This is a genomic window from Bacillus sp. z60-11 (genome assembly GCF_046464135.1).
Taxonomy (GTDB): Bacteria; Bacillota; Bacilli; order Bacillales; family Bacillaceae; genus Bacillus; species Bacillus sonorensis_A.
In genome coordinates, this window is the sequence record NZ_JBIYSN010000005.1 from 156,438 (window position 1) to 182,319 (window position 25,882).

A 25,882-nucleotide genomic window follows, 5' to 3' on the forward strand; every position below is an offset into this window, starting at 1 on the left:
CCCCCTAGTGCGCTGTCACCAGCTTTTTCTCATGCTGTCCGATAGCGCTGAACAAACGCTCCCTCAGCTCGTTGTCAGGCAAATACATAAACTCTTCCATAAAGGCCTTCAACACCGTCCATTCGACATCAACCGCCTTGCCGATATGGATTTTTGGAAATACCTGTTCAGCCAGCACTTCATTTTGATTGAGCAGTTCTTCATACATTTTTTCGCCGGGGCGGATGCCGGTAAATTCGATTTTGATTTGATCAGTCGTGTAGCCTGACAGCTGTATCAGGTTTTTGGCGAGGTCGACGATTTTCACGGGCTCGCCCATGTCGAGCACAAAAATCTGTCTTCCCTTGGCAAGCGCTCCCGCTTGAATCACCAGCCTGGAGGCCTCGGGAATCGTCATGAAATACCTCGTCATATCCTTGTGTGTGACGGTGACAGGACCGCCTTTTGCGATTTGCTTTTTAAAGATCGGGATGACGCTTCCCCTGCTGCCGAGCACATTGCCGAACCGGACGGCGACAAACTTGGTTTTGCTTGTTTTGCCGAGATTCATAATCAGCATTTCCGCAAACCGTTTTGTCGCCCCCATTATATTGGCGGGGTTGACCGCTTTGTCCGACGAGATGAGGACAAACGTTTCCACACCGGTTTCATCTGCGGCTTCGGCGACATTTCTCGTCCCCAGAATATTGTTTTTGATCGCTTCTTTCGGACAATGTTCCATGAGCGGAACATGTTTGTGTGCAGCTGCATGGTAAATGACATTCGGTTTATAGCGCTCCATCAGCAAAAACATTTTTTCCCTGTCCTGAATGTCGGCAATTTCCGGATGATAACTGGCATTTCGGCCGAATTTCTCTTTTAGCTCAAGCAATATCGAATGAATGCTGTTTTCTCCATGACCGACCAAAACGATCGATTTCGGCTTGAATTTGCTGATTTGCCGGCAAATTTCCGAGCCGATCGAACCTCCGGCGCCCGTCACCATTACGACACGGTCCTTGACGGTATTGGAAATTTCGCTCGTGTCAAGCTGAACAGGCTCCCTTCCGAGGAGATCCTCCACTCTGACATCGCGCAGCTGACCGACAGGATGCCTGCCAAGCAAAATCTCGTCGATTTTCGGCATGACTTGCGTTTTTACACCTGTCTGCGCACAGGCTTTATACATCTCCTGCATCTGTGTGACGCTTAACGAGGGGATGGCAATGATGATTCTGTCGATATTCCATCGCCGGACGGCTTCAACAATTTGCTCTTTTCCGCCCAAAACGGGCAGACCCATGATTTCAAGCCGGTATTTTGTTTTGTCGTCATCAATGAATGCGACAGGCTTAATATTCAATTCCGGTTTCTGCAAGAGCTGTTTTGCGATCAAGCTTCCGGCTGAACCTGCTCCGATGATGAGCGCCCTTGCGGAGCCTTTACTTTCCTTGTTCACCTGTTCCCTGATGATCCGCCACATCATCCGTGAACCGCCGATCAACAGCAACTGGAAAAGCCAGCTTAAGCATAAAAGGCGCACGGGGACGGTTTGGAATATCAGCAGCTCAATTGCGATTGTCACCAGGTGTGAAAGGGTGATCGATTTTAAAAGAATGTACAATTCTCCAATGCTCGCATACTCCCACACTTTTTTATAAAGATGAAAACAATGGGCGAATAAGTGCTGGGCGGCAAGCAGAATCAACGAGGTCATCAGCAGCATTTCCGAAGGATACAAATCATATGATGGCAAAATCAGCTGATACCCGATGAAAATAGACAGCAAAACCAAGTACGAATCGAGTGCGGTAATAATGGAAAGCCTTCTCCGATATGTCAATTTCCTACCTCCTAATGTATCTTTCTAGCTTATGGGATCTTTTTAAGGTAAAATCCCATAAGCTAAAAAGATACGGGCGATTTTTAGGATCTAAAATAAGAAAGTACATACAATAAAAATGGGCATTTAACCCGTCCTCACGCCCCGCCAGCGACGACTTGCATCTAAGGCAGCTTCAAAAAACTGCCCACAACAGGGCCGAGTGCCTCCATTGATAAAGGCAAGGAGACATCGCCTGAAAGCGGCAGCGCCGCTTTCCATGTATTACATTGTTGCGTAATTATATTGACGGGCTTTTTTCACTTTCCGTCCGTTTAAGACGGCGCCAAGCAGCTCGCTTTTTGAAGAATGAAGCGCATCCCGCGACTTAATTGCGTTATCGAGCTTTGTTTTTCCGCTCAGGATGACAAGAACGCTGCCATCCACTTGATTCGCCAAAATTTGCGCGTCAGCCACCGGCAAAAGCGGAGGTGAGTCAAAGATGACCAGATCATATCGGCTGTACGCTTCTGTAAGCAGCTCTTCCATAGCCTGGGACGAGAGAAGCTCTGACGGATTCGGCGGAATCGGACCGCTTGTCAGCACATGGAGATTTTCCGCCTGGCTTTCTTGAACGACATGTTCAAGACACGTTTTTTTCATCAGAATATTCGTCATCCCCGACTGGTTGTTAAGCTCAAAGATCTTATGAATCGTCGGCTTTCTTAAATCCGCATCAATCAAAAGAACTTTTTTCTCCTGCTGTGAAAACACAACCGCCAAGTTTGAGGCGGAAAACGACTTTCCTTCTCCTGGAAGGCCGGAAGTGATGAGCAATGATTTGAACGGCTTTTCAAAAGAAGAAAACTCAATATTCGTTCGGATCGTCCGGTACTGTTCGACAATCGGGGCATTCGGCTGATGCAGGGCAACAAGTGCCGACTGATATTTGCGAGAGCGTTTTTTTCTAATAGCCAAGCGGCTCACTCCTTCCCGTTTTCACGCGGATGTTCGAATCGTGATCTCCGCGGAACCGGCTTTTTTTGTGTTTCATTTGTTCAATGCTTCCCAAATAGATGAACCCGGCCTCTTTTTCCACTTGAGACGGGCGCGCTACCGTGTCGTCGATAAAATCAAGGAAGAATGCCAAGGCGATTCCGGTCATCAAAGCGGCACCGAACGCCAGCAGCATATTCAATTTGTAATTCGGCCTGACAGGACTCGGAGAATCGACGACTTCAGCCTTTGACAGCACAGTGACACGGTCGGTGTTCATGATGTTTTTGATCTCTTTTTTGAGAACGGCCGTTAAAGTGTTCGCGATTCCGGCCGCCCTTTTCTGGCTTTCATCTTGAACGCTAATATTGATAATCTCCGACTCGCTTTCAGTGCTCGTTGTAATTTTCTCGCTTAAGCTGGCCGCTGAATACGGCAAATCAAGCTCTTTTTTAACTTGTTCGAGAATCACCGGGTTTTTCAGCAGCGCCTGAAACGTTCTCGTGTATTGCAGGTTGATTTGAATATCGCTGAAAGTGGCACTTCCCTTTTTCTCATTGACTAAAATCTGCGTTGATGCCTGATAGACAGGGGTCAGCACAAAGTACTGAAAGATGCCGCAAGTCAATGTTGAACATATTGTCAAAAAAAGAATGAGAACGGTTCTTTTTCGTATAATCGCAATCAGTTCTCTAAAATTAATGTTTTCCTTCATGCTTGACTGCCTCCTCAGGAATGCCGTTTGTTAATGATTGGATTATAAAAGAAAAAATTTGAATTGAAAAATGCTGAATTTAGCTATATAGTTCTTTTTAGAGAACAAATTCGTTCGTTTTCTTTTGTTTCCTGTCGATATCTTAAATTTTTGAATTTTATAAAGAACAAATAATTTCTTATAATGAACAAGTAAGCGTTTTAAACTGAATGGCTAGGGGAAGGGGAGGAAAGAGCATGATCGGGAAAGTCATCCGAATGTACCGTAAGAGAAAAGGCTACTCCATCAACCAGCTTGCGGATATAGCAGGTGTATCAAAATCGTATTTAAGCAAAATTGAACGCGGAGTTCACAGAAACCCGTCCGTTGAATTTCTTAAAAAAATCTCCCGGGCGCTGAAAGTTGATTTAAAGGAGCTGTTCGATACCGAAGTCATCCTTTACCGGCGGGCTGAGCATGAAGATGAGTGGAGAACCCATTTGGTGCAGGCCGTACAAGCTGGTATGAATCAGGAGGAACTGTTTCAATTTACACACCGCCTCAAACAAAAAAAGAAAGAGCGGCACCTTTACCGAAACAGGGAGCTGACACAGGCCAACATTGACGAATGGAGAGCCCTTATGCTTGAAGCGAAAGAAATGGGACTGACCGTTCAGGAGATTGAGAATTTCCTCATGAGGACAAGAAACCATTAGTTTACAGCACTCATTCATTTTTAAGAGCTTTTGACTTTAAACCCTTCATACAGATGCTTTAGTTGGCGCAGCAATCAGTCAATCCAAATCAAATCTGCTAAAAATTCCGAATTGTCATATTTATATAATGTTCCCATCAACCGAATGACATACGTCTTTAGCTCCGTTTTCACATGTTTGTCTTATTTACTCAGATGGCGGTCTTTAACCACTCAGTGCTTAAAGACTTTTTGCTCATGTTCATATATAAAGGAAGAAACTCGGATCAAGAGGCTCCTCCCTTTCGGCTCAATGCGCCAAATGCCGGATATAAAGTGACCTTTGTCACCTGACGATTCCTTTGACAGAGGGCGATGCTTTTTTGTTGTGCCGACTGCGGTGAATCTATTAGAATGAAGAAAATGGAAAGCAGGTGATGAATAGATGAAAGTATTAGTGATGGCGTTTCATCCGGATATGGAACAGTCGATTGTGAACAAAGCCTTGGCGAAAGGGCTGCAAGACGAACCGGTTGTTACTTTCCGCGATATGTACAAGGAATATCCAGACGAGATGATCGACGTGGAAAAAGAACAACGTCTCTGTGAAGAACACGACCGGATCGTATTTCAATTTCCTCTTTATTGGTACAGTTCACCACCGTTATTAAAAAAATGGCTGGATCATGTCCTGCTTTACGGCTGGGCTTATGGAACAAACGGGACTGCGCTTCGCGGCAAGGAATTCATGGTCGCAATTTCCGCGGGGGCTCCTGAAGAAGCCTATCAGGCAGGAGGTTCGAACCACTACTCCATCAGCGAACTGTTACGCCCTTTTCAGGCGACAAGCAATTTTATCAGCGCAACCTATCTTCCGCCGTACGTGTTTTACGGAGCCGGTTCAACCGGTGAAAGCGAGCTCGCCGAAAGCGCGAAAACATACAGAGATCATCTTTTGAAATCATTTTAGATCGAAAAAAACCCGACTCTGAAAAGTCGGGTTTCGTTATTTTTTCGGCTATCGTTCACGTTCATCCATCCACTTTTCCCCCCACGCGGCCATCTCTTTAAAGATGCTGTGGAACGCTTTACCTTTTTCTGTTAATGCATATTCAACAGTAATAGGAACCGTTGGGAACACCTTCCGGGAAATCATACCGCTTTCTTCAAGATGTCTTAATGTGTCAGTTAATCCTTTCGTGTTGACGTTTCCCAAGTTCCTTCTGAGCTCGTTGAATCGCCGCTTGCCCTGAATGAGTTCGGCGAGAACCAAAAATGACCATTTGCCAGAGAAAATTTTCAATACATCCTGAATTAAAGAAGAGCATTTTTTATGGTCGACAGCTGAATACATAGCAATTCCTCCATTGCCTCATTCGCCAATTTTGACTTGATCCTACCATATGGACGCCAGAGCATTCAAGAGAACGATCTTACGGTTTATTTTTATAAAGCATATATAAAAAAATTGCGTTCTTGTGGAGCCTCCCGGTGGTTGCTATTGTTATATCAAAAAGGAGAAAAAAACATGAAAAAACAATACGCTTCCTTATTCACCCCGTTTACTTTTAAAAACGGAATCCAATTGAAAAACAGGATCATCATGCCGCCAATGGGGCATTCATCCTCATTGCCGGGAGGATTCATTTCTGATGACGAACTGGTCTATTATGCCGCGCGGGCAATAGAAGTCGGGATGGTCATCACATCTGCGACAACCGTACAGCCCGGAACCGGATTTCCCGGCATCCCCGGAGCTGAGAACGATGAGCAAATCCCAGGATTAACCCGGCTTGCAGCCACTTTAAAGAAACACGGAGCAAAAGCAATCCTGCAGCTGTTCCATTCCGGAGCCAAAGGTATAGAACGAACAGTCAGCGCCAGCGCTGTCGCTCCGAATCAACCGAATGCACCTGTACCAAGAGCGCTGTCTGACCAAGAAATTCAAGACCTTATCCATTCTTTCGGCCAGGCGGCGCGAAGAGCGATCGAAGCCGGGTTTGACGGAGTCGAAATTCACGGTGCAAACGGGTTTCTCATCCATCAGTTCTTCTCCCCTTATTACAACCGGCGCAATGACAGCTGGGGCGGCACTTTAGAAAAACGGATGAGGTTTCCGCTTCAGATCATAGAAGAAATCAGACGCGTAGCGGAAAGCTGCCATAAACCATCCTTTATCATCGGCTACAAATTTTCGCCCGAAGAGCCGGAAACACCTGGAATCACGATGGATGAAACGTTGTCTTTCGTCAATGTACTGCGGGAACAAGCATTGGATTACCTGCACGTTTCTCTCATTGATTTCCGGTCCTTCCCGCGCCGTGATGCAGACAGATCCCGCACAAGGATGGAACTGATCAAGGAAGCCGCCGGGGACCGCATCCCCCTGATCGGAGCCGGGCAAGTACACACACCGGAAGACGCCCTTCAAGCGCTCGAAACAGGAGCCGATCTCGTCGGAATCGGGCGGGGACTTCTGATGGATCCGGAATGGCTTCAAAAAGTCCAAGCCGGAAAAGAGGCCGATATTCAAACAACCCTGTCAAGACATGATCAGCGAAAGCTCGTGATTCCAGACGCCTTTTGGGAAACTATACCGATGTATATTGATTTCAGCGATTGACGATTTCCCCCTTATATGGACTATAGATTCATATAAAAAAGGTGTCTTTTCACTTAAAATTGATGTCATTTTCAAAAAAATGGATGATAAAAGAGGAACTTAGACCAGTTGAGTCCTAGACATGAGTATATTAGAATGATGGTAATTCAATAACGTCGGGATTGTTACTGTTCATCAGGCAAGACCTAAAATGTGTAGAGGGCAAAGTCTATCTTTCGCCGTGCATAACCTTACACATTTTAGGTCTTTTTTCTGCTCTTTTAAGGGTTGCAATCCTGCGAATAGGGGTGATGATGGGGCGAAGCTTATTTTTAAGACATATGCACACGATCAAAAATCAAAAGGAGGAATTTCGATGAACATCAAAAACATTGCAAAAAAAGCTACAGCATTAACCTTTGCAGCAGCATTGCTCGCTGGAGCAGCGCCGCAAGCTTTTGCAAAAGAAAGCGGAACAAAAGATTACAAAAAAAGCTACGGATTTTCCCATATTACAAGGAAAGACATGCTGAAAATCCCTGAGCAGCAAAAGAGTGAACAATTTAAAGTACCTCAATTTGATGCAAACACGATTCAAAACATTCCTTCGGCAAAAGCTTATGACGGTTCAGGAAAGCAGTTTGATCTAGACGTGTGGGACAGCTGGCCGTTGCAAAACGCCGACGGGACAGTCGCTACATACCATGGCTATCAGCTTGTTTTTGCTTTAGCAGGCAACCCGAATAATGTCGATGACACATCCATCTACATGTTCTATAAAAAGGAAGGCGAAAAATCAATCAACAGCTGGAAAAACTCCGGCAAAGTGTTTAAGGACAGCGATAAATTCGATCCCAACGATCCATACCTAAAACTTCAAACACAGGAATGGTCAGGCTCTGCAACACTGACAAAAGACGGAAAAGTCAGATTGTTTTACACTTCTTTTTCAGGCAAGCAATACGGCAAACAAACACTGGCGACCGCACAGGTTAATTTCTCCCAGCCAGATCGCGATTCACTGAAAATAGAAGGTGTCGAGGATTACAAATCCGTTTTTGACGGCGGTAACGGCACAGTCTATCAAAACATCCAGCAATTCATTGATGAAGGCAATTACAGTTCCGGCGACAACCATACGATGAGAGATCCGCATTATGTTGAAGACCATGGCCACAAATATCTCGTTTTTGAAGCCAATACAGGAACAAAAACCGGCTATCAAGGGGAAAATTCTCTCTTGAACAGAACCTACTACGGCGGAAGCAAGAACTTCTTCAGGGAAGAAAGCAGCAAACTGCTCAACGGTTCGAAGAAAAAGGATGCTTCTTTAGCAAATGGAGCGCTCGGAATCATTGAATTAAACGATGATTATACATTGAAAAAAGTCATGAAGCCATTGATCGCTTCCAATACAGTGACAGATGAAATCGAACGCGCCAATCTCTTTAAAATGAATGGCAAATGGTATCTGTTCACTGACTCAAGGGGCTCAAAAATGACCATCGACGGCATCGGCGAAAAAGACATCTACATGCTCGGGTATGTATCCGATTCTTTAACTGGACCGTTCAAACCGTTAAACAAAACCGGACTTGTGCTGCACATGGATCAAGATTACAATGACATCACATTTACTTACTCACATTTTGCAGTGCCGCAAGCCGAGGGCAACAATGTCGTGATCACGAGCTATATTACAAACAGAGGTATTTCAACCGAACACCACAGCACGTTTGCACCAAGCTTTTTGCTGAAGATCAAAGGATCGAAAACATCCGTTGTCAAAAACAGCATTCTTGCGCAGGGACAATTAACAGTGAACGAATAAATCAACAGAGGAAAATGCCGGTGAATATCGGCATTTTCTTTTCGTATGTCATCTAAGAAAATAAAGCGGGGAATTTGCTTGAAGAAAACAGTATATAAGCGGATCAGCATTTTAACTGTTTGTCTAGGAATCTTCATGGTGATGATGGCTTCAGTCCGGGATTCGGAAAAAAGAGGAGAACACTCGGGCACTCCGGAATATCGGGCGGCATTCCATTTGACAACGCCTGACAAATGGAAAAACGACCCACAGAAGCCTGTCTATTTCAATGGAGAATATCATTACTATTATCTCTATAATCGCGATTATCCGGACGGCAATGGGACGGAGTGGCGCCATGCGGTGTCAGACGACCTTGTGCATTGGAAAGATGAAGGTGTCGCCATCCCGAAATATACAACCAAAAATGGTGATCCATGGTCCGGCTCGGTTGTTGTCGACTCACAAAACACGGCGGGATTTGGCGAGGACACGGTCATCGCCATCATGACACAGCCTTCGGCCGATAACGGAAAAGAAGAGCAATTTTTATGGTACAGCAAAAACGGAGGAAAAACATTTAAGCCTTACAGTGATGAACCGGTTTTGCCAAATCCGGGCACCGTAGATTTCAGAGATCCGAAAGTGATTTGGGATGAACAGGATCATAAATGGGTCATGGTTCTTGCGGAAGGAGAGAAAATCGGTTTTTACGAATCTGCCAACCTGAAAGAATGGCGCTATACAGGAGGATTTCAGACACGGAATATCGGCATTATAGAATGTCCTGACCTCTTTAAGATGCGTGCAGATGACGGGACATACAAATGGGTGCTTGGCGCCAGCGCCAATGGCAAAGCTGACGGAAAACCGAATACGTATGCATACTGGACAGGCAGCTTCAATGGAACGGAATTCTCTGCAGACGATGAAGAGCCCCAGTGGCTGGACTACGGCTTTGACTGGTATGCGGGGGTAACGTTTGAGGACGGTAAGGCCAGCGACCCGTACGGCAAACGCTATGCTTTGGCATGGATGAACAACTGGGATTATTCAAACCGCACGCCGACATGGCGGGAAGGTTTTAACGGCACCGATTCGATCGTTCGCCAAATTCAACTAAAACGAAAAGGCGGCGATTCTTATACTCTCGCCTCTCAGCCGATCGATCAATTGGATGAGCTGACCGTTTCAACCGATGAGTTCGAAAAAATGAAGGTGACCGGTTCAAAAACGCTCCATGTCAAAGGCGACACTTATCAGCTTGAAACGGATATCACATGGTCTGATCTCACAAATGTGGGATTGAGGCTCAGGGAATCAGCAGATCGAAAGCGTCATATCGACACAGGCATTTTTGTTGAAAGCGGATACTCTTATGTGAACAGAGGAGCTACGGGACAGCCGGACAGCACCCGCACGTTTATTGAAAGCAGAGCCCCCTTTGACCCGAACAAAAAAAGAGTTCATTTGACGATTATCGTAGACAAAAACACGATCGAAGCATTTATTGATGACGGCCAAACGACACATTCAAATCTAGCATTCCCAGGCATCAATGATACAGGCATCACACTCTTTGCCGAAAACGGGACAGCCGTCTTTGAAAATCTGAAAATCAAACACTTTCGTTCGGTTCGCGATTAGGGAAACGGGTGTCCTTGGGCACCTGTTTTTTTAATGAAAAGACTTGAAAAAATTATCAAAGAGTTTAATATTACAGATATGAATGAGTTATTTGCACTAAAAGAAAAGTAAGGATAAGGAGGAGAAAGGTTGGAGCAGAGGGAATTCAAAGGGAGTAATGGGAGTGTAGTTGTGACACCGACGAAAGTTATACTCAAGTACAGTAGGTTTTTAGGAAGTGGTAAGGGAGAAAAAGAGATCCGTCTGAATAGTATCTCGGGAATTCAACTTAAAAAGCCTGTACTTACTGCCGGCTACATACAATTTTCATTCTCCGGAAGTTCCGAACAAAAGGGAAAAAGTATTTTTGACGCCGTAAAAGATGAGAATACAATTATGTGTAAAAATAAACAACAGTATAAGGGCTTTGTTGAAGCGAAAGAGTTAATAGAAAAATATCTAAATGAAGAGCCTTCGACCAATAACTTCGTCTCAAAACCATCCAGCGCAGAAGAATTAAAACAATTTGCTGACCTTCGTGATCAAGGAATAATCACTGAGGAGGAATTTATTGCGAAGAAAAAACAGATCCTCGGAATTTAAATGAGATATCAAGAACACAAAAGCCCTAACCTGATTCGGACAGGGCTTTTTGAACTAATCTAGACCCCTTTTCAAGCCTTCATTAGCTTAAAGTCATTATGAATATCTCTTAAACGCAGGCGCCCGCCAAAATTTCCTTTATTTAGTCGTTCCTTCACGTTTCGCAAATTATAAAAAGACCGTCGATCGGTTTCGGCAGTCTTCGTCTGATTGAGTTATGTAAATTATTCTTCAGCGTCTTCTAATTTAAGTAACATATTAACATAATTCTTTTCCGTTGCAACCCGTTTGAAATGGTATTTTTCATAAAACTCCACTGCACTGTTCAAAGCCTGTACAGAGACGAATGCGCAACCAGATAGTTTAGAAATTTTTGTACAAACATCGATGGCCGATATTAATATCGTATATCCTATTCCTTGCCTTTGGTACCTCTCATCTACACCGAGATAATGTAATCTAACAGCAGGATAACTTTTTTCTGAATTAGGCAATCTCCAATTCTCTTTTTTTAATTTATCTCTACCCACTTTCGGTACAGATTCATTGAACAAAGTAAAATACCCAACGAGGTCTCCATCTTTATTGAAGAACAGTCGGGTAAGGGTCATGTTATATTCCTGTAACTCCCAAGAATCCTTTTTTAAAAAGATTTCTACATCTTTCTCCGATTCGCATTTGAAATTATCTACTTTTGATCGATGCTCCGGGGAAAGAACCTCGTCAAACAGTTCAACCAGATGAGCCACTCTTCAATCACCTAGATCGTTTTTTCATTTTTCTATAAGCTGCTAGCGCCTCCCGAACACGGATAGCACTTTCGCTCATAGACGTTTCTTTAGAGTAAGCCCACTTTTCAAACGCTTCAGCTTGCTTTTCATTTTCGAATTCAATACGCATAGGCTTGATTGGTTTTGCTACGCCCATTTTATCATCCCCACTTTCGCTCATGTTCGATCACCCTTTTTGAGATGGTAATCGTAATATACATTCAGCGAATAGTCAATGTATATTACGATTATAAAATATTGGCACAACGAAAACAAGTTTTTCTGCACCATACGTTGCCTTTTTTAGGCTTTCCCATCGTAAATTTTTTAATCACCCTTAGGTGGCAAAAGTATGACATGTTTTTGCTCATGGAAAATTTAACGAAAATGATCGGAGAAAACGTCTCAAACGTCCTCTCCGAAATTGTTCCGCTATCTATTCTATTCGCCCTTAGTCATCGCTTTCTTCGTAACGTCGTTATTTTTCCAATACACCCACAGCGAAGCCACTCCGGTAAACGCACAAGCGAAATAAATTGCTGCACATCGTTTTCATCGACCGGAAGCGGACTGGGCCCCGTCATCGTAAGCGTCTGGTTTACGAGTGTAAGCCCAAGAAGCACGAACCGAGCGACTGCGTTCGCTGTTTTCTTTCCGTAATAGCCGTCGATTCCGTTGTTCTTTGCGCCTTTTTCCGGATAGAAGTAACACGCAGCCAATGCGGTTTGAACCTGCGTTACTTTCTTTCCTTTTGTCAGCGGACTCGTTACTTTGATGATTCCGTCAGAAAACGGATATTTTCCCTTCAAAGGTTTCTTGTACGACTCAAGCGTAGCCTTCGTTTTAGGACAGTTCAGACTATCTACGCCAAGCCCCACCGCCTTCTGGAACGACCGAACCGCTTTTCCTGTTTTAGCTCCGAAAATACCTTCGACCGCACCGCAGTTAAATCTTTCAAGATAGTTTTTCGTCTTAGAAGCCAGTGCTGCTTTAGAAGATGTCGCCTTGCCGCCAAAAGTATCCGTTTCCATACCCGCGATAGTTGAATTGTAAGTGCGGCTTATCAACGAATCCGGACCAATCTCCGCCCCATTCAAAGCCGACTGACTTCGCATAGTTCATCGCTTTTTTAACGTCCGCAGATCCGTAATCGTTCCACAACGAACAAGAAATCGGAGTTAATCTCAAATAAAAACGCCCTTCTTTTTTGAAGGGCTGATCTCTGATAAATCTTATATAAATACTGCATTTTCAGCGATTTTCATTGTTCCTGAAGTTCCAAACTCTGCTTTCCCCGCTGGCTCATTTGCAAAACTAAAGACAAGCAGACTACCCAAAATTAAAGTTCCACAAAGAAATTTCGCTTTTTTCATGACAACGCCTCCGTTAATTTAAGGATTTGATCTTTAGCATGACAAGCTTTCTCAAAGTATTTCGACGAAACTTCAGCGTCTCCCTGCTTTTTGAAATAGTAAGCCACATTTATAGCCAAATCTGCAACATCTGACCACAAATTTTTGTCCTGAAGCTGCTCCATAGCTTTCTCTAAGTCCTGCAAATCATGCTGATCATACAAACAGTATATGATCTTGAGTTTCGCTTGATATACGTTATCATTTTCCTCAATTGCTCGCGATAGGCTTTTTTTGTACCACATACGCGCATCTTCCAGAAAATCCATTTTATATAGAACCCTACTTAGCATGTACATGGAACGAATACAGATGACCGATTCTCGATGCTCAGGTATTTCAATCGCTTTTCTAAAATAAATTTTAGCTTCCGACAACATTTCTCTGCGTTCATGACAAATTCCCAAATTGAAACATCCTAAACTTTCTGAAAACTTATAACCGAAAGTAGCTGCCGTCTTTATTGCCAGGTTATATTGCTTTTCTGCTTCCTCAAACCTGTATAAATCAACGTAATTTGCCGCAATAACCATTTGACAATTGATTCTTTTTTCTTCATATGTATCATGTGCAGTGAAAGATTCGAGCGCTTTTTCCGCATGGTTTAACGAGAAGAAGTTTTGCCTTATTTCATAATAGGCAACAGCCAATCGGTAATGGAATTCCGCTTTCTCTATTTCATCATCAATTTTAATTAGCTTACTTTCCGCGATTCTGTAAAAATTGATTGCCTTTGTGAAATTCTTTTTGTAAAACTCATACATCCCAGAAAAGAAATAAAAATAGTATTGGATCATATTATCCGTTTCTTCTTCCAAAGCCTGTTTTTCTATATCTTTTAACAGACTGCCTGATTCATTGAAGCTCTCAGTCATTAATTTAAAACGAGAATCAATCAAATTAAAATAAAGCAAAACATCCTGGTTCTTCTCCATTTGAGGTAAATTCTTCTGTATCTCTTCCCGCATTTCAGTAGCTTTCGGTACATTATTTTGTTTGATTATCTTATACCATTCATTAATTGCCTGTCCGATTTTTTCATAGGCTATTTTCTCCAACCCCCGGTCATCCTTTCCATCAGTTTTAAATATTCAAAATATTATATTTCCTTTTTCTGCATATAAACTTATTTTACAGAAAAAATGATATATCGACAACTATTTTATCCCAATAAAAGAAATGTAAGGGTTATAAGTTTCTCAATAGGGTTTTTGACCTGATCAATATGATTCATTTTCACGAGTATAAAGGATTTATTAACCAATCCCTTTCCGTAAAGCGGTAAACTCTATACTGATTGTAACCATTAGTATTAGAGGAGAATGGGAAGACCCTTGACGTTCAGGCGTTGCATCATGCAATTGACCAAACGCTGGAACAATTAAAAAAGCAATCAGAAGAAATGGCCAAAGTCAAAAAAGGTGTGGATGGAATCACGTCCCTTGAAGATGCTTTAAAAGGAAAAGGCGGAGACGCGATTCGTTCTTTTTATGAGGAATGCCACACCCCTTTCCTCCGGTTCTATGAATCTTTTATTGAAGAATATCAGTCAGCTTTGAAAAAAATGAAAAATGACCTGGAATCGCTTGAACCGAATCATAACGGATTTATTTCGCAAGCTTTCCTCGAACACGAATTGGAACAAGGATTAAATGCAGCTGACCGAACAACTAAACACTTGGTATCCAAAGCAAATGCCACGATGGCGAAAGTCAACCATATTGTCGATCTGCCGGATTTGAACGATAACGATTTTCACGAACAGAACCGAAAAGCAACGAAAGACATCAATCAGACGATTGAAAAGCTGCACACCTTTGACAGGGAGCAGACAAACGCCCTCAAAACCGCTGAAAATGACCTTGAAACGATGCAAAAATATATTACATGGCTTGAAAAAATGTACACAGGGCCTAAAATTGAAATCACCGGCTATCAAAAAGGCTCGATTTTAAAGCCGGATGAGGATACAAACATCAAGGGTCCGATCGACGGTCTGAAGGGAGAGCTAGAAAAAGCCGAGCCGTCTCCAATGGAAATCATGCTAGAGAAATTGGGAAATCAGAAAGATTCAGATGTCGATACACTTGCCGCCGCGCCTAACCGACTAAAAAAATTAATAAAAAAGTACAAAATACACAATAAATCGGTAAATAATCCAGATGCACTAAAAGAAATTAAGTTCAAAAAATATATAATTAAAAAATCAGATGTTGAAGTTAAAAAATTTGAAATGCCATGGGGACCAGGAAAGATAGGCAAACTTGGAAAAGCGAGTGAAATCAGGCAGGCTTTAACCGAAAACCCCTTGAAAGTTGACGAAGTTTCTAAGGTTGGGAAAAGTGCGAATACAGCCAAGGATATTTCTAAACATCAGATTAAATCTGGTGCAACCAACATTGCTCTCCATTCAAAATTTTTAGAGGTCTTAAAAGCAACCGAGTTAGCTAATCCACTAGTAGATAGCTTGAAAAAGACAGGAAAATTGCCTCCAAATTATGTTGGTAAGAATATAGCCGCGAAAAACGGTTGGCGGCCAGGAAAAGCACTGAATAATTATGTATCAGGCGGACAAATCGGCGGGGATATCTTTAAAAATACTGCAAATGTGTTGCCAAAAGCTCCGGGGAGAGTTTGGTATGAGGCTGATGTTGGTTTAAGTAACACTATGTCCAGAAGTAAACAGGCTGGAACAAGACTACTATATTCCAATGACGGTAAAATGTATATTACCACGGATCACTATAAAACAGTTCATTATATTGGGACTTTTAAGTAAAGGATGATAGTCAATGGATTCATTACACGAAGAAAGAAAAGAGAAGATCACTTTGGATGTAAGCAATATTCAAGATTCCAACGAACTCCATAACGCATTAAAAGAAAAACTTGAGTTCCCGGACTTTTACGGAATGAATTGGGATGCGTTCTGGGATGCTATTACAGGACTTGTCGAACTTCCTAAAACCATAATATTTGAAGGTTGGGGCAATATCGAAGAAAAACTACCAACAGATTCACAAACCTTGGTTAACATTTTTAAAGAATTTAATGAAGAATATCCTTTTATGGAATGTGAAGTAGTTTATAAAAAATGAATCTAAAGGGCGCCTACCCGGCGTCTTTTTAGTGCGGCACAGAACCACAACCGTTCTCCGTGACGATTTAGACGCTAAGAAACGCTGATTTAGCGGGCTTTTGAAATGCAGAATCGAAGGGGCCGCTATATTCATATTCAATCGTTGATATTGACGTCCTAAACCGTCACGCCCCTCCGAGTTAAAAATTTTGCGCATAGTTCCGAACGGCAGATGAGGCGGTTTTGTCCGGGTTGCCTGGGGATCGGCCGTCTCCAAAAAAAATCCGACTGAATACTTCATTCATCGTTTTGTATATCGAATGTAACAGAAACGAATTTTGTTACATTCATCAAACGAATGAAACGTTGATATGACATTATTCACCGGACGTTCGTTATCGCAATGAATCGAACTTACTTTATGCACGTTTTAAACCGTATTAAATCAACGATCAGGATTGCGTCTAGTACCGATAGGTATGTATAAGATCGTGCATATTGTACGTGCTGTATCGGTGTATGTCGGCCGTAGTCGATGCAACATCGTTTCATTTTACGGTGAGTCGATCGGACATAGATGCGTCATGCAACGCCGATACACAAAGCGTTCCGTCTATTCGCAGGCTATGTTATATGTTGCGCAGTGTAGTGGCGCACCCTCTGAGTTTCGGACGGTCGCCTCCGTCCGGCATGTCTTGCTGATGGATGCGGCCGCCCCTGCCGCTATACCTCGATCGACTCATATGCCGCCTCTATTTCATCCGCAGTAATCCCGATATATTTTAACGTATCGCGCTCGCTTGAGTGGTTAAGTATCGACATAATGCGCGAGACATCAACGCCGTTCTCGTACAGGCGGTATCCGAATGTCTTGCGGAGCGTATGCGTACCAATGCCGCCGATCTTGTCGTAAATGCCGGCTCGTTTGGCGGTGTCGTTTAGGATGCGATAAGCCTGAACGCGGGTGATCGTTTTTCCGCCTTTGCGGCTGGCAAATACGTAGTCATCGTCGTCACCTTCGAGTTGGGAAACGATTTTGAGCAGCTTCAAATACGCGACGCCTGGCGTTTTGCAGGCATGACGCGACAACACCTTGAGAACTTCGATAGCGGCAGGCATTAGGTCGGATTTATTGCGGTAGATATGCGTGCGGATGGCGTCGTTAAGCTCGTCCACAGAACGGAATGACGCCATTTTAGCGGATTCTTTCGTGTACATTCGGTTTCGTACCGACCCATGTTGGAAATTAGGTGCACTCAAATAAGCGTTGACTTGAACGCTTTTTTCGATAAGATAGACGTAGGTGAGGACGTGCTATCTATCGGATTTTTTCCGACGGGTAGTCGTCTTTTTTTTGTGTGTTTTTATTTTTAAACCTTCAACTTATCGTTTTTGTTCGCTTTTCTATACTGCTCGATCACGATTTCGTCAACACAGTCGAGATAAATTTCTGTAGAGGCGAGATCCTTATGCCCCATTATTTTTTGTAAGGAACGAATATCGCCGCCATTTCTTAGATAGTTGATCGCGAAAGTGTGTCGCAAGCTGTGAATACTTGGCCGGCATTCTTTCTTTAGATCCGCCATTTCCCCGTATTTGTCAGCCCTTTTCCTCAAAGAATTTTTAGCGAGTTTTTCTCCGTACTGATTAACGAATACATGCGTAAAAGTCCCAAAATACTCCGTCATTTCCGTAAGTAACTGCTTCAATTCTTCCGCGACTTACTCCGTCATCGGCACCATTCTATTTTTTCGGTTCTTATTAATGGCGCCCGGCAACATAATAACAAGGTTGTCGAAATCGAGATCTTCCGGCTCAAGCCCTTCAAGCTCATTCGACCGGAGTCCGCACTTTAGCGAAAGCAAAAACGCCACAAAATCACGGAAGCCTGAGAACGTAGTTTTATCGATCATTTTGAAAAAGCGTCGAACCTGGCTGTCTGTGAGCATTTTTACCGATGTTTAATCGACGCGCAGCTTCGTCACTCTTTGCGCGGGACTCTCGTTTATTAGCCCACGTTCAGTTAAGCGACTGAAGATTGATTTAATTCCGCCTAAACGGATATTTACGGTTACTGGCGATAGATTGCGTTTCTTTAACATCGTTGAGATGTAAGAACGTAGATGATCTTCGGTCACATCCGTTATGTTATCCGTCGGCATGATGCCGGTCACTTCCATAAACTCGGCAAAATAATTCCGGTAATCATTAATCGTTCGCTCCCGATAGTTCTCCGTTTCGTACAGCGAGTAGGCAATACCTAACGCTTCATGTACGGTCTTTGTCGATCGAAAGCTCTTCACTATTCCGTCAGTCTCACGCCGATTCCTGACACCTTTCCTACGTTTTAAAACGGCCACAACAAAAAAACCTCCCGGATTTATTTATCCGCGAGGTTGCGTTTGCTGAATCAGAGTTTTAGATGATACGAACCAACCGATTTTGGCCGGTCACATTTCGCTCCGGTTCGTGTCCATTCGGACCCTTTTCGTACACTTTTCGCTTTAACGGACCGTCGGAAAATGTTGATCTGACGGGGCTAAAACGTATATGACGCGCTCGGAGGGATTCGAACCCCCGGCAGACGTGGTACCGGAAACCACCGCTCTATCCAGCTGAGCTACGAGCGCATATTTTTTAACGTCAGCAATACATATTATAAGGGCTTATCTTAAATAAGTCAATGCCAGTATCTTTAAATTTGTTTGCCTTTATCCCGATTTGATGAAGGATTTTTGCCGTATTGTTTGAATTTAATTGAAAGTGGGAAAAATAAAGCCCAGTATGTCTTTTGATGAAGACTGCTTTTTGTTTGACCTTTATTGACCAAAAATGTATGATAAAACTACATACTTACCTTTTAAGGTGAAGGAGGAGCATTATGAATTTAATACCTACAGTCATTGAACAGACGAATCGCGGGGAAAGAGCGTATGACATTTACTCACGCCTGTTGAAAGACCGCATCATTATGCTGGGATCGGCAATCGATGACAATGTTGCGAACTCCATTGTATCACAGCTTTTATTCCTTGAAGCTGAAGATCCTGAAAAAGATATCAGCATCTACATTAACAGCCCTGGCGGCTCAATCACAGCCGGTATGGCGATTTATGACACCATGCAGTTTATCAAGCCGCAGGTTTCTACGATTTGTACGGGAATGGCGGCATCCATGGGTGCGTTCCTTCTTGCTGCCGGTGAGAAAGGGAAACGCTATGCCCTTCCAAACAGTGAAGTGATGATTCACCAGCCGCTTGGAGGCGCCCAAGGTCAGGCGACTGAAATTGAAATTGCCGCGAAGCGCATTCTTTCATTGCGCGACAAGCTGAACAAAATCCTTGCTGAGCGCACAGGACAGCCGCTTGAAGTGATCGAGCGCGATACAGACCGCGACAACTTCAAAACGGCCGAAGAAGCAAAAGAATACGGCTTGATTGATAAAGTGCTGACACGCAATGTCGACTCGCAAAAATAAGTCAAAGAGCTGCCGATGGCAGCTCTTTTCTTATAAGCATTTTGCCGGCTTCCCCCTCATTTCCTTATGTAATGAATCTTTAAAAATCCTTCCACTTTTTCTCTAACACCGGATAATGATAATCATTCATCTTCCCGATCAATTCATCCGGACTTTCGGAAGCATGGATCAGCTGAAGGTGTGATTCGTTTGAAAAGCCTTCTTGGATGCTGTACTTCAGCATTTGCATCAGCGGTTCATAGTAATTGTTCACATTGTAGAGTCCAATCGGTTTTTGGTGGATGCCGATCTGCGCCCAGCACAGCACTTCAAACAGCTCTTCAAATGTACCGAATCCGCCGGGCATCGCGATGAAGCCATCGGCCAATTCACTCATTTTTGCTTTGCGCTGATGCATGCCCTCTACTTCAATCAGCTCTGTCAATTGCTGATGGACAACTTCCCCTTTAAAAAGTCCCTTCGGCATGACACCGATCACTTCCCCGCCATTTTCCAGTACGGTATCCGCAATCACACCCATTAATCCCATTCTTGATCCTCCGTAGACAAGCCGGATCCCTTTTTGGGCTATGTAAGCGCCGAGCTCGGCCGCTTTACTTCTGTATTCCGGATTCGCTCCCATATTTGACCCTGAATATACGCATACCGTTTTCATCCCATTCACTCCAACTCAATATACTGATTAAAACAATTAACATTGTACTATATATTGTTCATTTCATGTGCGATAATATAATAGAATTTTTTGAATGGGAGTGTTTATTAGTGTTAACAGATGCGGAACAATGGACGAAAGCATTTTATCAAAAAAGGGGATGGAGCGAATACGGCCCTTTCATCCGCATGGGTTTTCTGATGGAGGAAACAGGTGAGCTGGCAAGGGCTGTCAGGACCTATGAAATCGGCAGAGATCGGCCGGACGAGGCGAAAAAGCCGGTGCTTCAATTAAAACAGGAGCTTGTCGAAGAGATGGGCGATGTCATGGGAAACTTGATCATGCTCGCCGGCATTTACGACATCACATTGGAAGAGATGATGGAAGCCCATCAAAAAAAACTGACGGAAAGATTCCAGCAGGATGAAGATTGATGACCGCCTTTACGGAAAAGCTGATCTGGAACCTGTGCTCATCGATTTAATCGATTCAAACGCACTTCGGCGGCTTAAAGGCATCCATCAGGGCGGAGCATGCTTTCTCGTCAATCCTTCATGGAACATCAGCCGCTTTGAACACAGCACCGGTGTGATGCTATTGATTCGGAAGCTCGGAGGCAGCCTTGAGGAACAAATCGCCGGCTTGCTTCACGATGTTTCCCATACGGCATTTTCCCATGTCGTTGATGATGTATTTCAGATGGAAAATGAAGATTATCATGAGCGTGTGTTTGACAAATGGGTCAGGCATTCTGATATACCGGACATTCTCCATACATACGGATTCAGCTGGGAAGAGATTTTAGGTGACGTCAAAAAATGGACATTGCTCGAACAGCCCGCTCCGGCGTTATGTGCAGACCGGATCGATTACACGCTTCGCGATTCTTATGCTTACGGCTTTGCCGCCAAAGAGGAGATTGCCGAATTTATACGAACGGGGATGACCGTATTTGAAAATGAAATCTGCTGTACTTCAGTCGAGCATGCCGAATGGTTCACACGCCTTTATTATCGGGAAGTGACCGGCTTTTTCATGGATCCCCTCAATGTATATGCCTTGCACACGCTCAGCCGGCTGTTGCAGCAGGCGCTGGAGACAAAACTGATCAGTCGTGACGATTTTTTTAAGACCGACAGGGAACTGCTCGCGACGCTTAGGCAGGAGGCCCGCTTCAGAGACAGGATGGAAAAGCTCGGTATGGCCCAAGCGCATGTCAAACAAGGCAGCAAGGACGATTTCACCGTTCATCAAACATTAAAAGTACGCTGGATCGACCCAAAAGTCGTCGCTCACGGCTGTAAAGTCCCCGCTTCCGCTCTTTCGGAGAATGTGCGTTCGATGAAAGAGACGGCTGTTGCTGTAATGAAAAAAGGCGCTTTTGTCAAAGCAAACGATCAATAAAAAATCGCCTGTTATCGAAACAGGCGGTTTCAACGATTATGTCACATCAAAGATTTGTTCAGGCCGGTCGACAAAATGCTTTTTACCGATTTTATGAAACAGGCCTGTTTTATGCAGAAGCTCACGCGGCTGCTGCTGAAGGCCGACAATCATGACCCTTCCGTTTTGCTGATGAACGCGATCGACAATCGTCATCAGGCAGCCTTCTGCTGACGAATCCATATAATCTACTTTATTCATCATCAAAATTAACAGTTTTGGCGGGGGATTCTTGTCCAAAATCGAATCGACCAACGAGTTTGATGAGCCAAAAAAGAGCGGGCCTTCGACCGTGTAGATGCTGACTGAGCGGTGAAACTTCTTTTCCTCCGCTGTGGCAGCCGCTTGAATAATCGATTCTGACGCATCCCTCTTAATGCGGAACGACTGGCTCATCCGCGCGATAAACATGATAATCGCCAGAAGGATCCCGGCGGCCACGCCAAATACAAGGTCCTGCCATACCGTTAAAAGAAAGGTGACGACAAGAACGACGGAATCGGAATTTTTAATTTTCAAAATATTAACGAACTCTTTCCGCTCGCTCATGTTCCAGGCGACAACCATTAAAATCGGCGCCATGCTTGCAAGCGGGATCAGTGAGGCATATGGCGCAAACAAGAGGAGAACAAGGAGAACAAACACGCCATGGACGACTCCCGAAACCGGTGAAGCAGCTCCGGTCCTAATATTTGTCGCCGTGCGGGCAATCGCGCCTGTCGCTGGAATGCCTCCAAACAGCGGCGCCGCCATATTCGCAATCCCCTGCCCGACAAGCTCTTTGTTGCTGTCATGTCTTGTCCTTTTCATATTGTCGGCCACCATTGCGGAAAGCAGTGACTCAATTCCTCCAAGCATTGCAATCGCAAACGCCGGCGGAAGCAAATAGATGATCTTTTCCAATGACAGTTCCGGAAACTGAAAGCTCGGTAAACTGCGCGGGATCTCTCCGTATGCGGAGCCGATGGTGACCACTTGTTCCGGAAACAGCATGGTCGCCATCACCGTCGATATGAAAAGGCCGGCCAGCGCACCTGGCACTTTCGGCAAAATCTTCGGTGTAAAAAGCACAAAGAAGAGGGATACAACAGCTGTCAAAACGCTGTAAAAACCGATGGTATCGAGATTAATGACGATCTCCCTCATATTCATATAGAAGCTTTCATGCTTCTCGACATCTTTTAAGCCTAAAAACTTTGCGATTTCCCCGGTAAAAATAATCACTGCTATCCCGGCTGTGAACCCGATAATGACGGGGCGGGGAATAAATTTGATCACCTTTCCGAGCTTCAGCAGCCCCAACATGACCAATATCGCTCCAGCCATAAAACCGGCGATTAACAGATTCTCAAATCCATATTGCAGCACGATTCCGAACAAAATCGGCACAAACGCGCCTGTTGGCCCGCCTATCTGGTATTTCGATCCCCCAAGAAGAGAGATTAAAATCCCGGCGACGATCACGGTGTAAAGGCCGTGCTCCGGCTTCACGCCTGAGGCAATCGCAAAAGCCATGCCGAGCGGAATCGCAACGACGCCTACAACCGTCCCTGCAACAATATCTTTTTGAAACCGTTTCAGGTTATATCCTTCAAATCTGCCTGAAAAACGTAGCATTCATCCAATCCTCCCCATCACGTTCTACCTATACCTGAGAGTGGTGCATCTTCCTGAACATATCCATCTTCTACAACTTCCAAACGGCCGGTCCTTGGATCGATCACCAACCCATGAACGGGAACATCCGGCGGCATCAGCGGATGATTCCGCACCATATTGACGCTGTGTGAGACACTGTCTTCTACACTGGCAAAACCCGTCATCCACGACCGCAAATCGACCCCGGCGTTTTCTAATAGTTCCAGGCAGTCCTCTCCCACTCCCCGCTGTTTAGCCTTTTCGAGAATAGATGAAGCATTTAGACTGGCCATGCCGCATTCATGATGGCCGATGACGCAGACTTCTTCGGCCTTCAGTTCATAAACGGCAACAAGAATGCTGCGCATCACGCTTCCAAAAGGATGAGAAACAACGGCTCCCGCATTCTTGATAATTTTTGCGTCTCCATTTTTCAACCCCATAGCATGATGGAGCAGCTCCAATAAACGTGTATCCATGCATGTCAAAATCACAAGCTTTTTCTCAGGAAATTTTGTCGTTTCGTAAAACTTGTACCCCTCTTCCTCTACAAAAGACTGGTTGTGTTTCAAAATGGAAGATAAATTAGCCATTCTTCTCTCACTCCTTTTCATAGTCATATGACCTTGATATTGTTACAGACGCATTATAGCACATGGATCCTGCCTTTGGATTTGATTCCAAAAATTCACTAAAAATGTACTGAAAATTTTTAAAAATCAAATTTTATATCTTTCTAAAATAATAAAATCTACGCTTTTCTTCACCTATAAAAACAAAACTGGAAACAAATTAGGAAAGTAAACTTTTGGATTTATAGTAATATTCATGTATTAAAATAAATTAAAAAATTGAAACAATAATTTATGAATATGTGTTTCTTAAACAAATGATCTGATAGTCCTGTGTTTTTGCAAAATCCGTTTTTCCTCTATAATGGCAGTAGATCTTATTTTTCGAAAGGGAGAATGCAGATGAAGCCGTTTGTATACGTGACAAAACCGATACCGAAAGAGATTGAAGAGCTTCTCAGCAAAGCTTGCACATATGAAATTTGGCCGTCGCGGGAGCGTATTCCCAGGGGCACGCTGCTTGAAAAAATCGGGGAAGCGGAAGGTCTCTTGACGTCCGGAACAAAAATTGATCGTGAATTATTATCCTGTGCACCGAAATTAAAGATCGTCAGCAACAATTCCGTCGGCTATGACAATTTTGATATTGAAGCGATGAAAGAGAATTCTGTCATTGGGACGCATACACCATACATTCTTGACAATACCGTCGCCGATCTCGCCTTTGGGCTGATTCTGGCTTCAGCTCGCCGAATCGCTGAGCTTGACCGCTATGTCCGTCAAGGCAAATGGACCAAGTCCGAGGATGATGAAACATTGTTTGGAAGCGATGTTCATCATCAAACACTCGGTATCATCGGGATGGGACGCATTGGCGAGCAGGTCGCCAAACGGGCCGCCTTTGGCTTTGACATGGAGGTCCTTTACTACAATCGCAGCCGCAAACCGGAGACCGAAAAGAAAACGGGCGCCGTGTATACGGATTTTCATCAGCTTCTGGAGCGTTCAGATTTCATCGTTCTGATCACACCGCTTACAGAGGAAACATATCACCTCATTGGAGAACGCGAATTAAAGCGGATGAAAAAGTCGGCCATCTTTATTAACATCTCCCGCGGCCAAACCGTTGATGAAAAAGCGTTAATCAAAGCGTTGGAGGAAGGATGGATTAAAGGGGCAGGGCTTGATGTATTTGAAAAAGAGCCGATTGCCGGGGACAATCCGCTCATCAGTCTTCCCAATGTCACACTCCTTCCCCATATCGGCTCATCCACCCGCATCACTCATATCAACATGCTGAAATGTGCCGCAAAAAACATGATTGACGGCCTTGAAGGAAGACGGCCGCAGAACATTGTGAAAGAATTGAGATAGCCGTCTGGCGATACGCAGCTCAGGCTCGAAACGTCTTACCAAGCTCATCGCCGAGTCTAAAGTAATGTCTGAAGTTATAAATCAAAGGGCTCCACTTCTGCGGATCAATGTGATTTCCCTCTTTGATAATGCGCTCATGTGCATGGACTTTCAGCACTTTTGTTTCGATGACTGCGAAGAATGGAGAATGTTCAGGAATCCGGATGCTCGCGGCCTCGGCTTCGATTTGAAGCGGACATTCAGCGATTCTATCAGGCTTGACCGACAGGGAAGGAGCCGGCATAAAGCCGCTTGCCGCAAATTTTCGTTTGTGAAAAGTGAAGCCGAGCCGTTCTTTGTCTTTTGGGACGGGATGCTTGCCGGTTAAAGGAGCGAGTTGCTCTACGTTTCTCCATAATGATGGATCAGGTACATTGATGACACACTGTCTTTCCCTCTGGATGTTTTCAAAGGCCTTTCCTGAGGTGCCGGCTCCGAGCACGATGCAGTCCCCGAGCGCCCAGGAAGATGAAAGCGGACTGATATTTGTTGAACCGTCTTCATTCAGCGTGCTGAGCAAAATGACAGGCGTCCCGTAATATAAAATACTTGGCTCGATCTCTTTGATTGTTTGGTTCATCTCTCTCTCCTCCTAT

Annotated in this window: 27 protein-coding genes, 1 tRNA gene and 5 pseudogenes; 12 read left to right on the forward strand and 21 right to left on the reverse strand. The window is 44.1% G+C overall.

Features of this window, described 5'->3' with window-relative positions:
* Positions 1 to 4: 4 nt before the first annotated feature.
* From ACINLD_RS15430 to ACINLD_RS15440, 3 genes are all read right to left on the reverse strand, one after another.
* The gene (locus ACINLD_RS15430) at positions 5 to 1,822 is read right to left on the reverse strand and encodes a polysaccharide biosynthesis protein (RefSeq protein WP_077736107.1); all 1,818 of its coding nucleotides are present in this window, start codon (positions 1,820 to 1,822) and stop codon (positions 5 to 7) included.
* A gap of 264 nt (positions 1,823 to 2,086) precedes the next feature.
* Positions 2,087 to 2,779 carry a CpsD/CapB family tyrosine-protein kinase gene (locus ACINLD_RS15435; RefSeq protein WP_179115685.1) on the reverse strand — a complete coding sequence of 231 codons (693 nt, stop codon included), beginning with the start codon at positions 2,777 to 2,779 and terminating at the stop codon, positions 2,087 to 2,089.
* Positions 2,769 to 3,512, reverse strand: coding sequence for a YveK family protein (locus ACINLD_RS15440; protein WP_026588855.1), 744 nt, complete (start codon positions 3,510 to 3,512; stop codon positions 2,769 to 2,771). The genes ACINLD_RS15435 and ACINLD_RS15440 overlap by 11 nt, the downstream gene beginning before the upstream one ends.
* A 236-nt stretch (positions 3,513 to 3,748) precedes the next feature.
* Between ACINLD_RS15440 and slrR the strand changes: the two genes are divergently transcribed.
* Both slrR and ACINLD_RS15450 read left to right on the forward strand, forming a co-directional pair.
* The gene (gene slrR / locus ACINLD_RS15445; protein ID WP_026588856.1) at positions 3,749 to 4,207 is read left to right on the forward strand and encodes an HTH-type transcriptional regulator SlrR; all 459 of its coding nucleotides are present in this window, start codon (positions 3,749 to 3,751) and stop codon (positions 4,205 to 4,207) included.
* Positions 4,208 to 4,630: 423 nt separating this feature from the next.
* Positions 4,631 to 5,155 (forward strand): NAD(P)H-dependent oxidoreductase, encoded by a 525-nt coding sequence (locus ACINLD_RS15450; protein ID WP_026588857.1) that lies wholly within the window; start codon positions 4,631 to 4,633, stop codon positions 5,153 to 5,155.
* A gap of 48 nt (positions 5,156 to 5,203) precedes the next feature.
* On the opposite strand, the gene ACINLD_RS15455 is transcribed toward ACINLD_RS15450, so the two are convergent.
* A complete protein-coding gene (locus ACINLD_RS15455) occupies positions 5,204 to 5,539 on the reverse strand; it encodes a winged helix-turn-helix transcriptional regulator (protein ID WP_026588858.1) in 336 nt (111 codons plus the stop codon).
* A 174-nt stretch (positions 5,540 to 5,713) separates the two neighbouring features.
* Between ACINLD_RS15455 and ACINLD_RS15460 the strand changes: the two genes are divergently transcribed.
* From ACINLD_RS15460 to ACINLD_RS15475, 4 genes are all read left to right on the forward strand, one after another.
* On the forward strand, positions 5,714 to 6,808 hold the full coding sequence (locus ACINLD_RS15460) for an NADH-dependent flavin oxidoreductase (protein ID WP_410207059.1): 1,095 nt from the start codon (positions 5,714 to 5,716) through the stop codon (positions 6,806 to 6,808).
* A 355-nt stretch (positions 6,809 to 7,163) separates the two neighbouring features.
* A complete protein-coding gene (locus ACINLD_RS15465; RefSeq protein ID WP_410207060.1) occupies positions 7,164 to 8,618 on the forward strand; it encodes a glycoside hydrolase family 68 protein in 1,455 nt (484 codons plus the stop codon).
* Positions 8,619 to 8,663: 45 nt separating this feature from the next.
* Positions 8,664 to 10,244, forward strand: coding sequence for a glycoside hydrolase family 32 protein (locus ACINLD_RS15470; RefSeq protein WP_410207061.1), 1,581 nt, complete (start codon positions 8,664 to 8,666; stop codon positions 10,242 to 10,244).
* 129 nt (positions 10,245 to 10,373) lie between these two features.
* The gene (locus ACINLD_RS15475) at positions 10,374 to 10,826 is read left to right on the forward strand and encodes an SHOCT domain-containing protein (protein ID WP_277691689.1); all 453 of its coding nucleotides are present in this window, start codon (positions 10,374 to 10,376) and stop codon (positions 10,824 to 10,826) included.
* 224 nt (positions 10,827 to 11,050) lie between these two features.
* On the opposite strand, the gene ACINLD_RS15480 is transcribed toward ACINLD_RS15475, so the two are convergent.
* From ACINLD_RS15480 to ACINLD_RS15515, 8 genes and pseudogenes are all read right to left on the reverse strand, one after another.
* Positions 11,051 to 11,575: a GNAT family N-acetyltransferase gene (locus tag ACINLD_RS15480; RefSeq protein WP_277691690.1), complete on the reverse strand. Its 525-nt coding sequence runs from the start codon at positions 11,573 to 11,575 to the stop codon at positions 11,051 to 11,053.
* A 7-nt stretch (positions 11,576 to 11,582) separates the two neighbouring features.
* A complete protein-coding gene (locus ACINLD_RS15485; RefSeq protein WP_277691691.1) occupies positions 11,583 to 11,777 on the reverse strand; it encodes a hypothetical protein in 195 nt (64 codons plus the stop codon).
* A 260-nt stretch (positions 11,778 to 12,037) separates the two neighbouring features.
* Entirely contained in the window at positions 12,038 to 12,106 is a 69-nt protein-coding gene (locus ACINLD_RS15490) for a hypothetical protein (protein ID WP_410207085.1), read from the reverse strand.
* 113 nt (positions 12,107 to 12,219) lie between these two features.
* Positions 12,220 to 12,393, reverse strand: a pseudogene (locus ACINLD_RS15495) (peptidoglycan-binding domain-containing protein); the annotation flags it as partial.
* 114 nt (positions 12,394 to 12,507) lie between these two features.
* Positions 12,508 to 12,579 (reverse strand): annotated as a pseudogene (locus ACINLD_RS15500) (hypothetical protein); the annotation flags it as partial.
* Positions 12,580 to 12,606: 27 nt separating this feature from the next.
* Positions 12,607 to 12,721 (reverse strand): annotated as a pseudogene (locus tag ACINLD_RS15505) (M15 family metallopeptidase); the annotation flags it as partial.
* A gap of 107 nt (positions 12,722 to 12,828) precedes the next feature.
* Positions 12,829 to 12,969 carry a hypothetical protein gene (locus tag ACINLD_RS15510; RefSeq protein WP_277691692.1) on the reverse strand — a complete coding sequence of 47 codons (141 nt, stop codon included), beginning with the start codon at positions 12,967 to 12,969 and terminating at the stop codon, positions 12,829 to 12,831.
* Positions 12,966 to 14,066 carry an aspartate phosphatase gene (locus tag ACINLD_RS15515; RefSeq protein WP_410207062.1) on the reverse strand — a complete coding sequence of 367 codons (1,101 nt, stop codon included), beginning with the start codon at positions 14,064 to 14,066 and terminating at the stop codon, positions 12,966 to 12,968. Before ACINLD_RS15515 ends, ACINLD_RS15510 begins: the two co-directional genes overlap by 4 nt.
* 290 nt (positions 14,067 to 14,356) lie before the next feature.
* Here ACINLD_RS15515 and ACINLD_RS15520 point away from each other — a divergent pair, with 290 nt between their 5' ends.
* Positions 14,357 to 15,787, forward strand: a complete 1,431-nt coding sequence (locus tag ACINLD_RS15520; RefSeq protein WP_410207063.1) for a T7SS effector LXG polymorphic toxin — start codon at positions 14,357 to 14,359, stop codon at positions 15,785 to 15,787.
* 13 nt (positions 15,788 to 15,800) lie between these two features.
* Positions 15,801 to 16,106, forward strand: coding sequence for a barstar family protein (locus tag ACINLD_RS15525; protein WP_277691695.1), 306 nt, complete (start codon positions 15,801 to 15,803; stop codon positions 16,104 to 16,106).
* Positions 16,107 to 16,810: 704 nt separating this feature from the next.
* Here ACINLD_RS15525 and ACINLD_RS15530 read toward each other — a convergent pair.
* The 5 genes and pseudogenes from ACINLD_RS15530 to ACINLD_RS15550 all read right to left on the reverse strand — a co-directional run bounded on the left by ACINLD_RS15530 (position 16,811) and on the right by ACINLD_RS15550 (position 18,717).
* Positions 16,811 to 17,137 (reverse strand): tyrosine-type recombinase/integrase, encoded by a 327-nt coding sequence (locus ACINLD_RS15530; RefSeq protein WP_410207086.1) that lies wholly within the window; start codon positions 17,135 to 17,137, stop codon positions 16,811 to 16,813.
* A pseudogene (locus ACINLD_RS15535) lies at positions 17,120 to 17,305 on the reverse strand (helix-turn-helix domain-containing protein); the annotation flags it as partial. The pseudogene ACINLD_RS15535 and the gene ACINLD_RS15530, both read right to left, overlap by 18 nt.
* Before the next feature lie 152 nt (positions 17,306 to 17,457).
* Positions 17,458 to 18,036: pseudogene (locus ACINLD_RS15540) on the reverse strand (tyrosine-type recombinase/integrase).
* A gap of 12 nt (positions 18,037 to 18,048) precedes the next feature.
* Positions 18,049 to 18,447 (reverse strand): phage integrase N-terminal SAM-like domain-containing protein, encoded by a 399-nt coding sequence (locus ACINLD_RS15545; RefSeq protein ID WP_410207064.1) that lies wholly within the window; start codon positions 18,445 to 18,447, stop codon positions 18,049 to 18,051.
* A 194-nt stretch (positions 18,448 to 18,641) separates the two neighbouring features.
* Positions 18,642 to 18,717 (reverse strand) — tRNA-Arg (locus ACINLD_RS15550).
* Positions 18,718 to 18,968: 251 nt separating this feature from the next.
* Here ACINLD_RS15550 and clpP point away from each other — a divergent pair.
* Positions 18,969 to 19,565 carry an ATP-dependent Clp endopeptidase proteolytic subunit ClpP gene (clpP, locus tag ACINLD_RS15555; protein ID WP_026588863.1) on the forward strand — a complete coding sequence of 199 codons (597 nt, stop codon included), beginning with the start codon at positions 18,969 to 18,971 and terminating at the stop codon, positions 19,563 to 19,565.
* 79 nt (positions 19,566 to 19,644) lie between these two features.
* On the opposite strand, the gene ACINLD_RS15560 is transcribed toward clpP, so the two are convergent.
* Positions 19,645 to 20,220 (reverse strand): TIGR00730 family Rossman fold protein, encoded by a 576-nt coding sequence (locus ACINLD_RS15560; protein ID WP_026588864.1) that lies wholly within the window; start codon positions 20,218 to 20,220, stop codon positions 19,645 to 19,647.
* 65 nt (positions 20,221 to 20,285) lie between these two features.
* On the opposite strand from ACINLD_RS15560, the gene ACINLD_RS15565 reads away from it, so the two are divergent.
* Together ACINLD_RS15565 and ACINLD_RS15570 are read left to right on the forward strand one after the other, a co-directional pair.
* Positions 20,286 to 20,654 (forward strand): MazG nucleotide pyrophosphohydrolase domain-containing protein, encoded by a 369-nt coding sequence (locus ACINLD_RS15565; RefSeq protein ID WP_077736104.1) that lies wholly within the window; start codon positions 20,286 to 20,288, stop codon positions 20,652 to 20,654.
* Positions 20,644 to 21,624 carry an HD domain-containing protein gene (locus ACINLD_RS15570; RefSeq protein WP_077736103.1) on the forward strand — a complete coding sequence of 327 codons (981 nt, stop codon included), beginning with the start codon at positions 20,644 to 20,646 and terminating at the stop codon, positions 21,622 to 21,624. Before ACINLD_RS15565 ends, ACINLD_RS15570 begins: the two co-directional genes overlap by 11 nt.
* Positions 21,625 to 21,660: 36 nt before the next feature.
* Here the strand turns inward: ACINLD_RS15570 and ACINLD_RS15575 are convergent, their stop codons facing one another.
* Both ACINLD_RS15575 and ACINLD_RS15580 read right to left on the reverse strand, forming a co-directional pair.
* On the reverse strand, positions 21,661 to 23,280 hold the full coding sequence (locus ACINLD_RS15575; protein WP_410207065.1) for a SulP family inorganic anion transporter: 1,620 nt from the start codon (positions 23,278 to 23,280) through the stop codon (positions 21,661 to 21,663).
* 17 nt (positions 23,281 to 23,297) lie between these two features.
* Positions 23,298 to 23,894, reverse strand: coding sequence for a beta-class carbonic anhydrase (locus ACINLD_RS15580; RefSeq protein ID WP_026588868.1), 597 nt, complete (start codon positions 23,892 to 23,894; stop codon positions 23,298 to 23,300).
* A gap of 381 nt (positions 23,895 to 24,275) precedes the next feature.
* Here ACINLD_RS15580 and ACINLD_RS15585 point away from each other — a divergent pair, with 381 nt between their 5' ends.
* Positions 24,276 to 25,247, forward strand: a complete 972-nt coding sequence (locus tag ACINLD_RS15585; RefSeq protein WP_077736101.1) for a 2-hydroxyacid dehydrogenase — start codon at positions 24,276 to 24,278, stop codon at positions 25,245 to 25,247.
* A gap of 19 nt (positions 25,248 to 25,266) precedes the next feature.
* Here ACINLD_RS15585 and ACINLD_RS15590 read toward each other — a convergent pair whose 3' ends face one another.
* A complete protein-coding gene (locus ACINLD_RS15590; RefSeq protein ID WP_026588870.1) occupies positions 25,267 to 25,866 on the reverse strand; it encodes a flavin reductase family protein in 600 nt (199 codons plus the stop codon).
* Positions 25,867 to 25,882 lie beyond the last annotated feature (16 nt).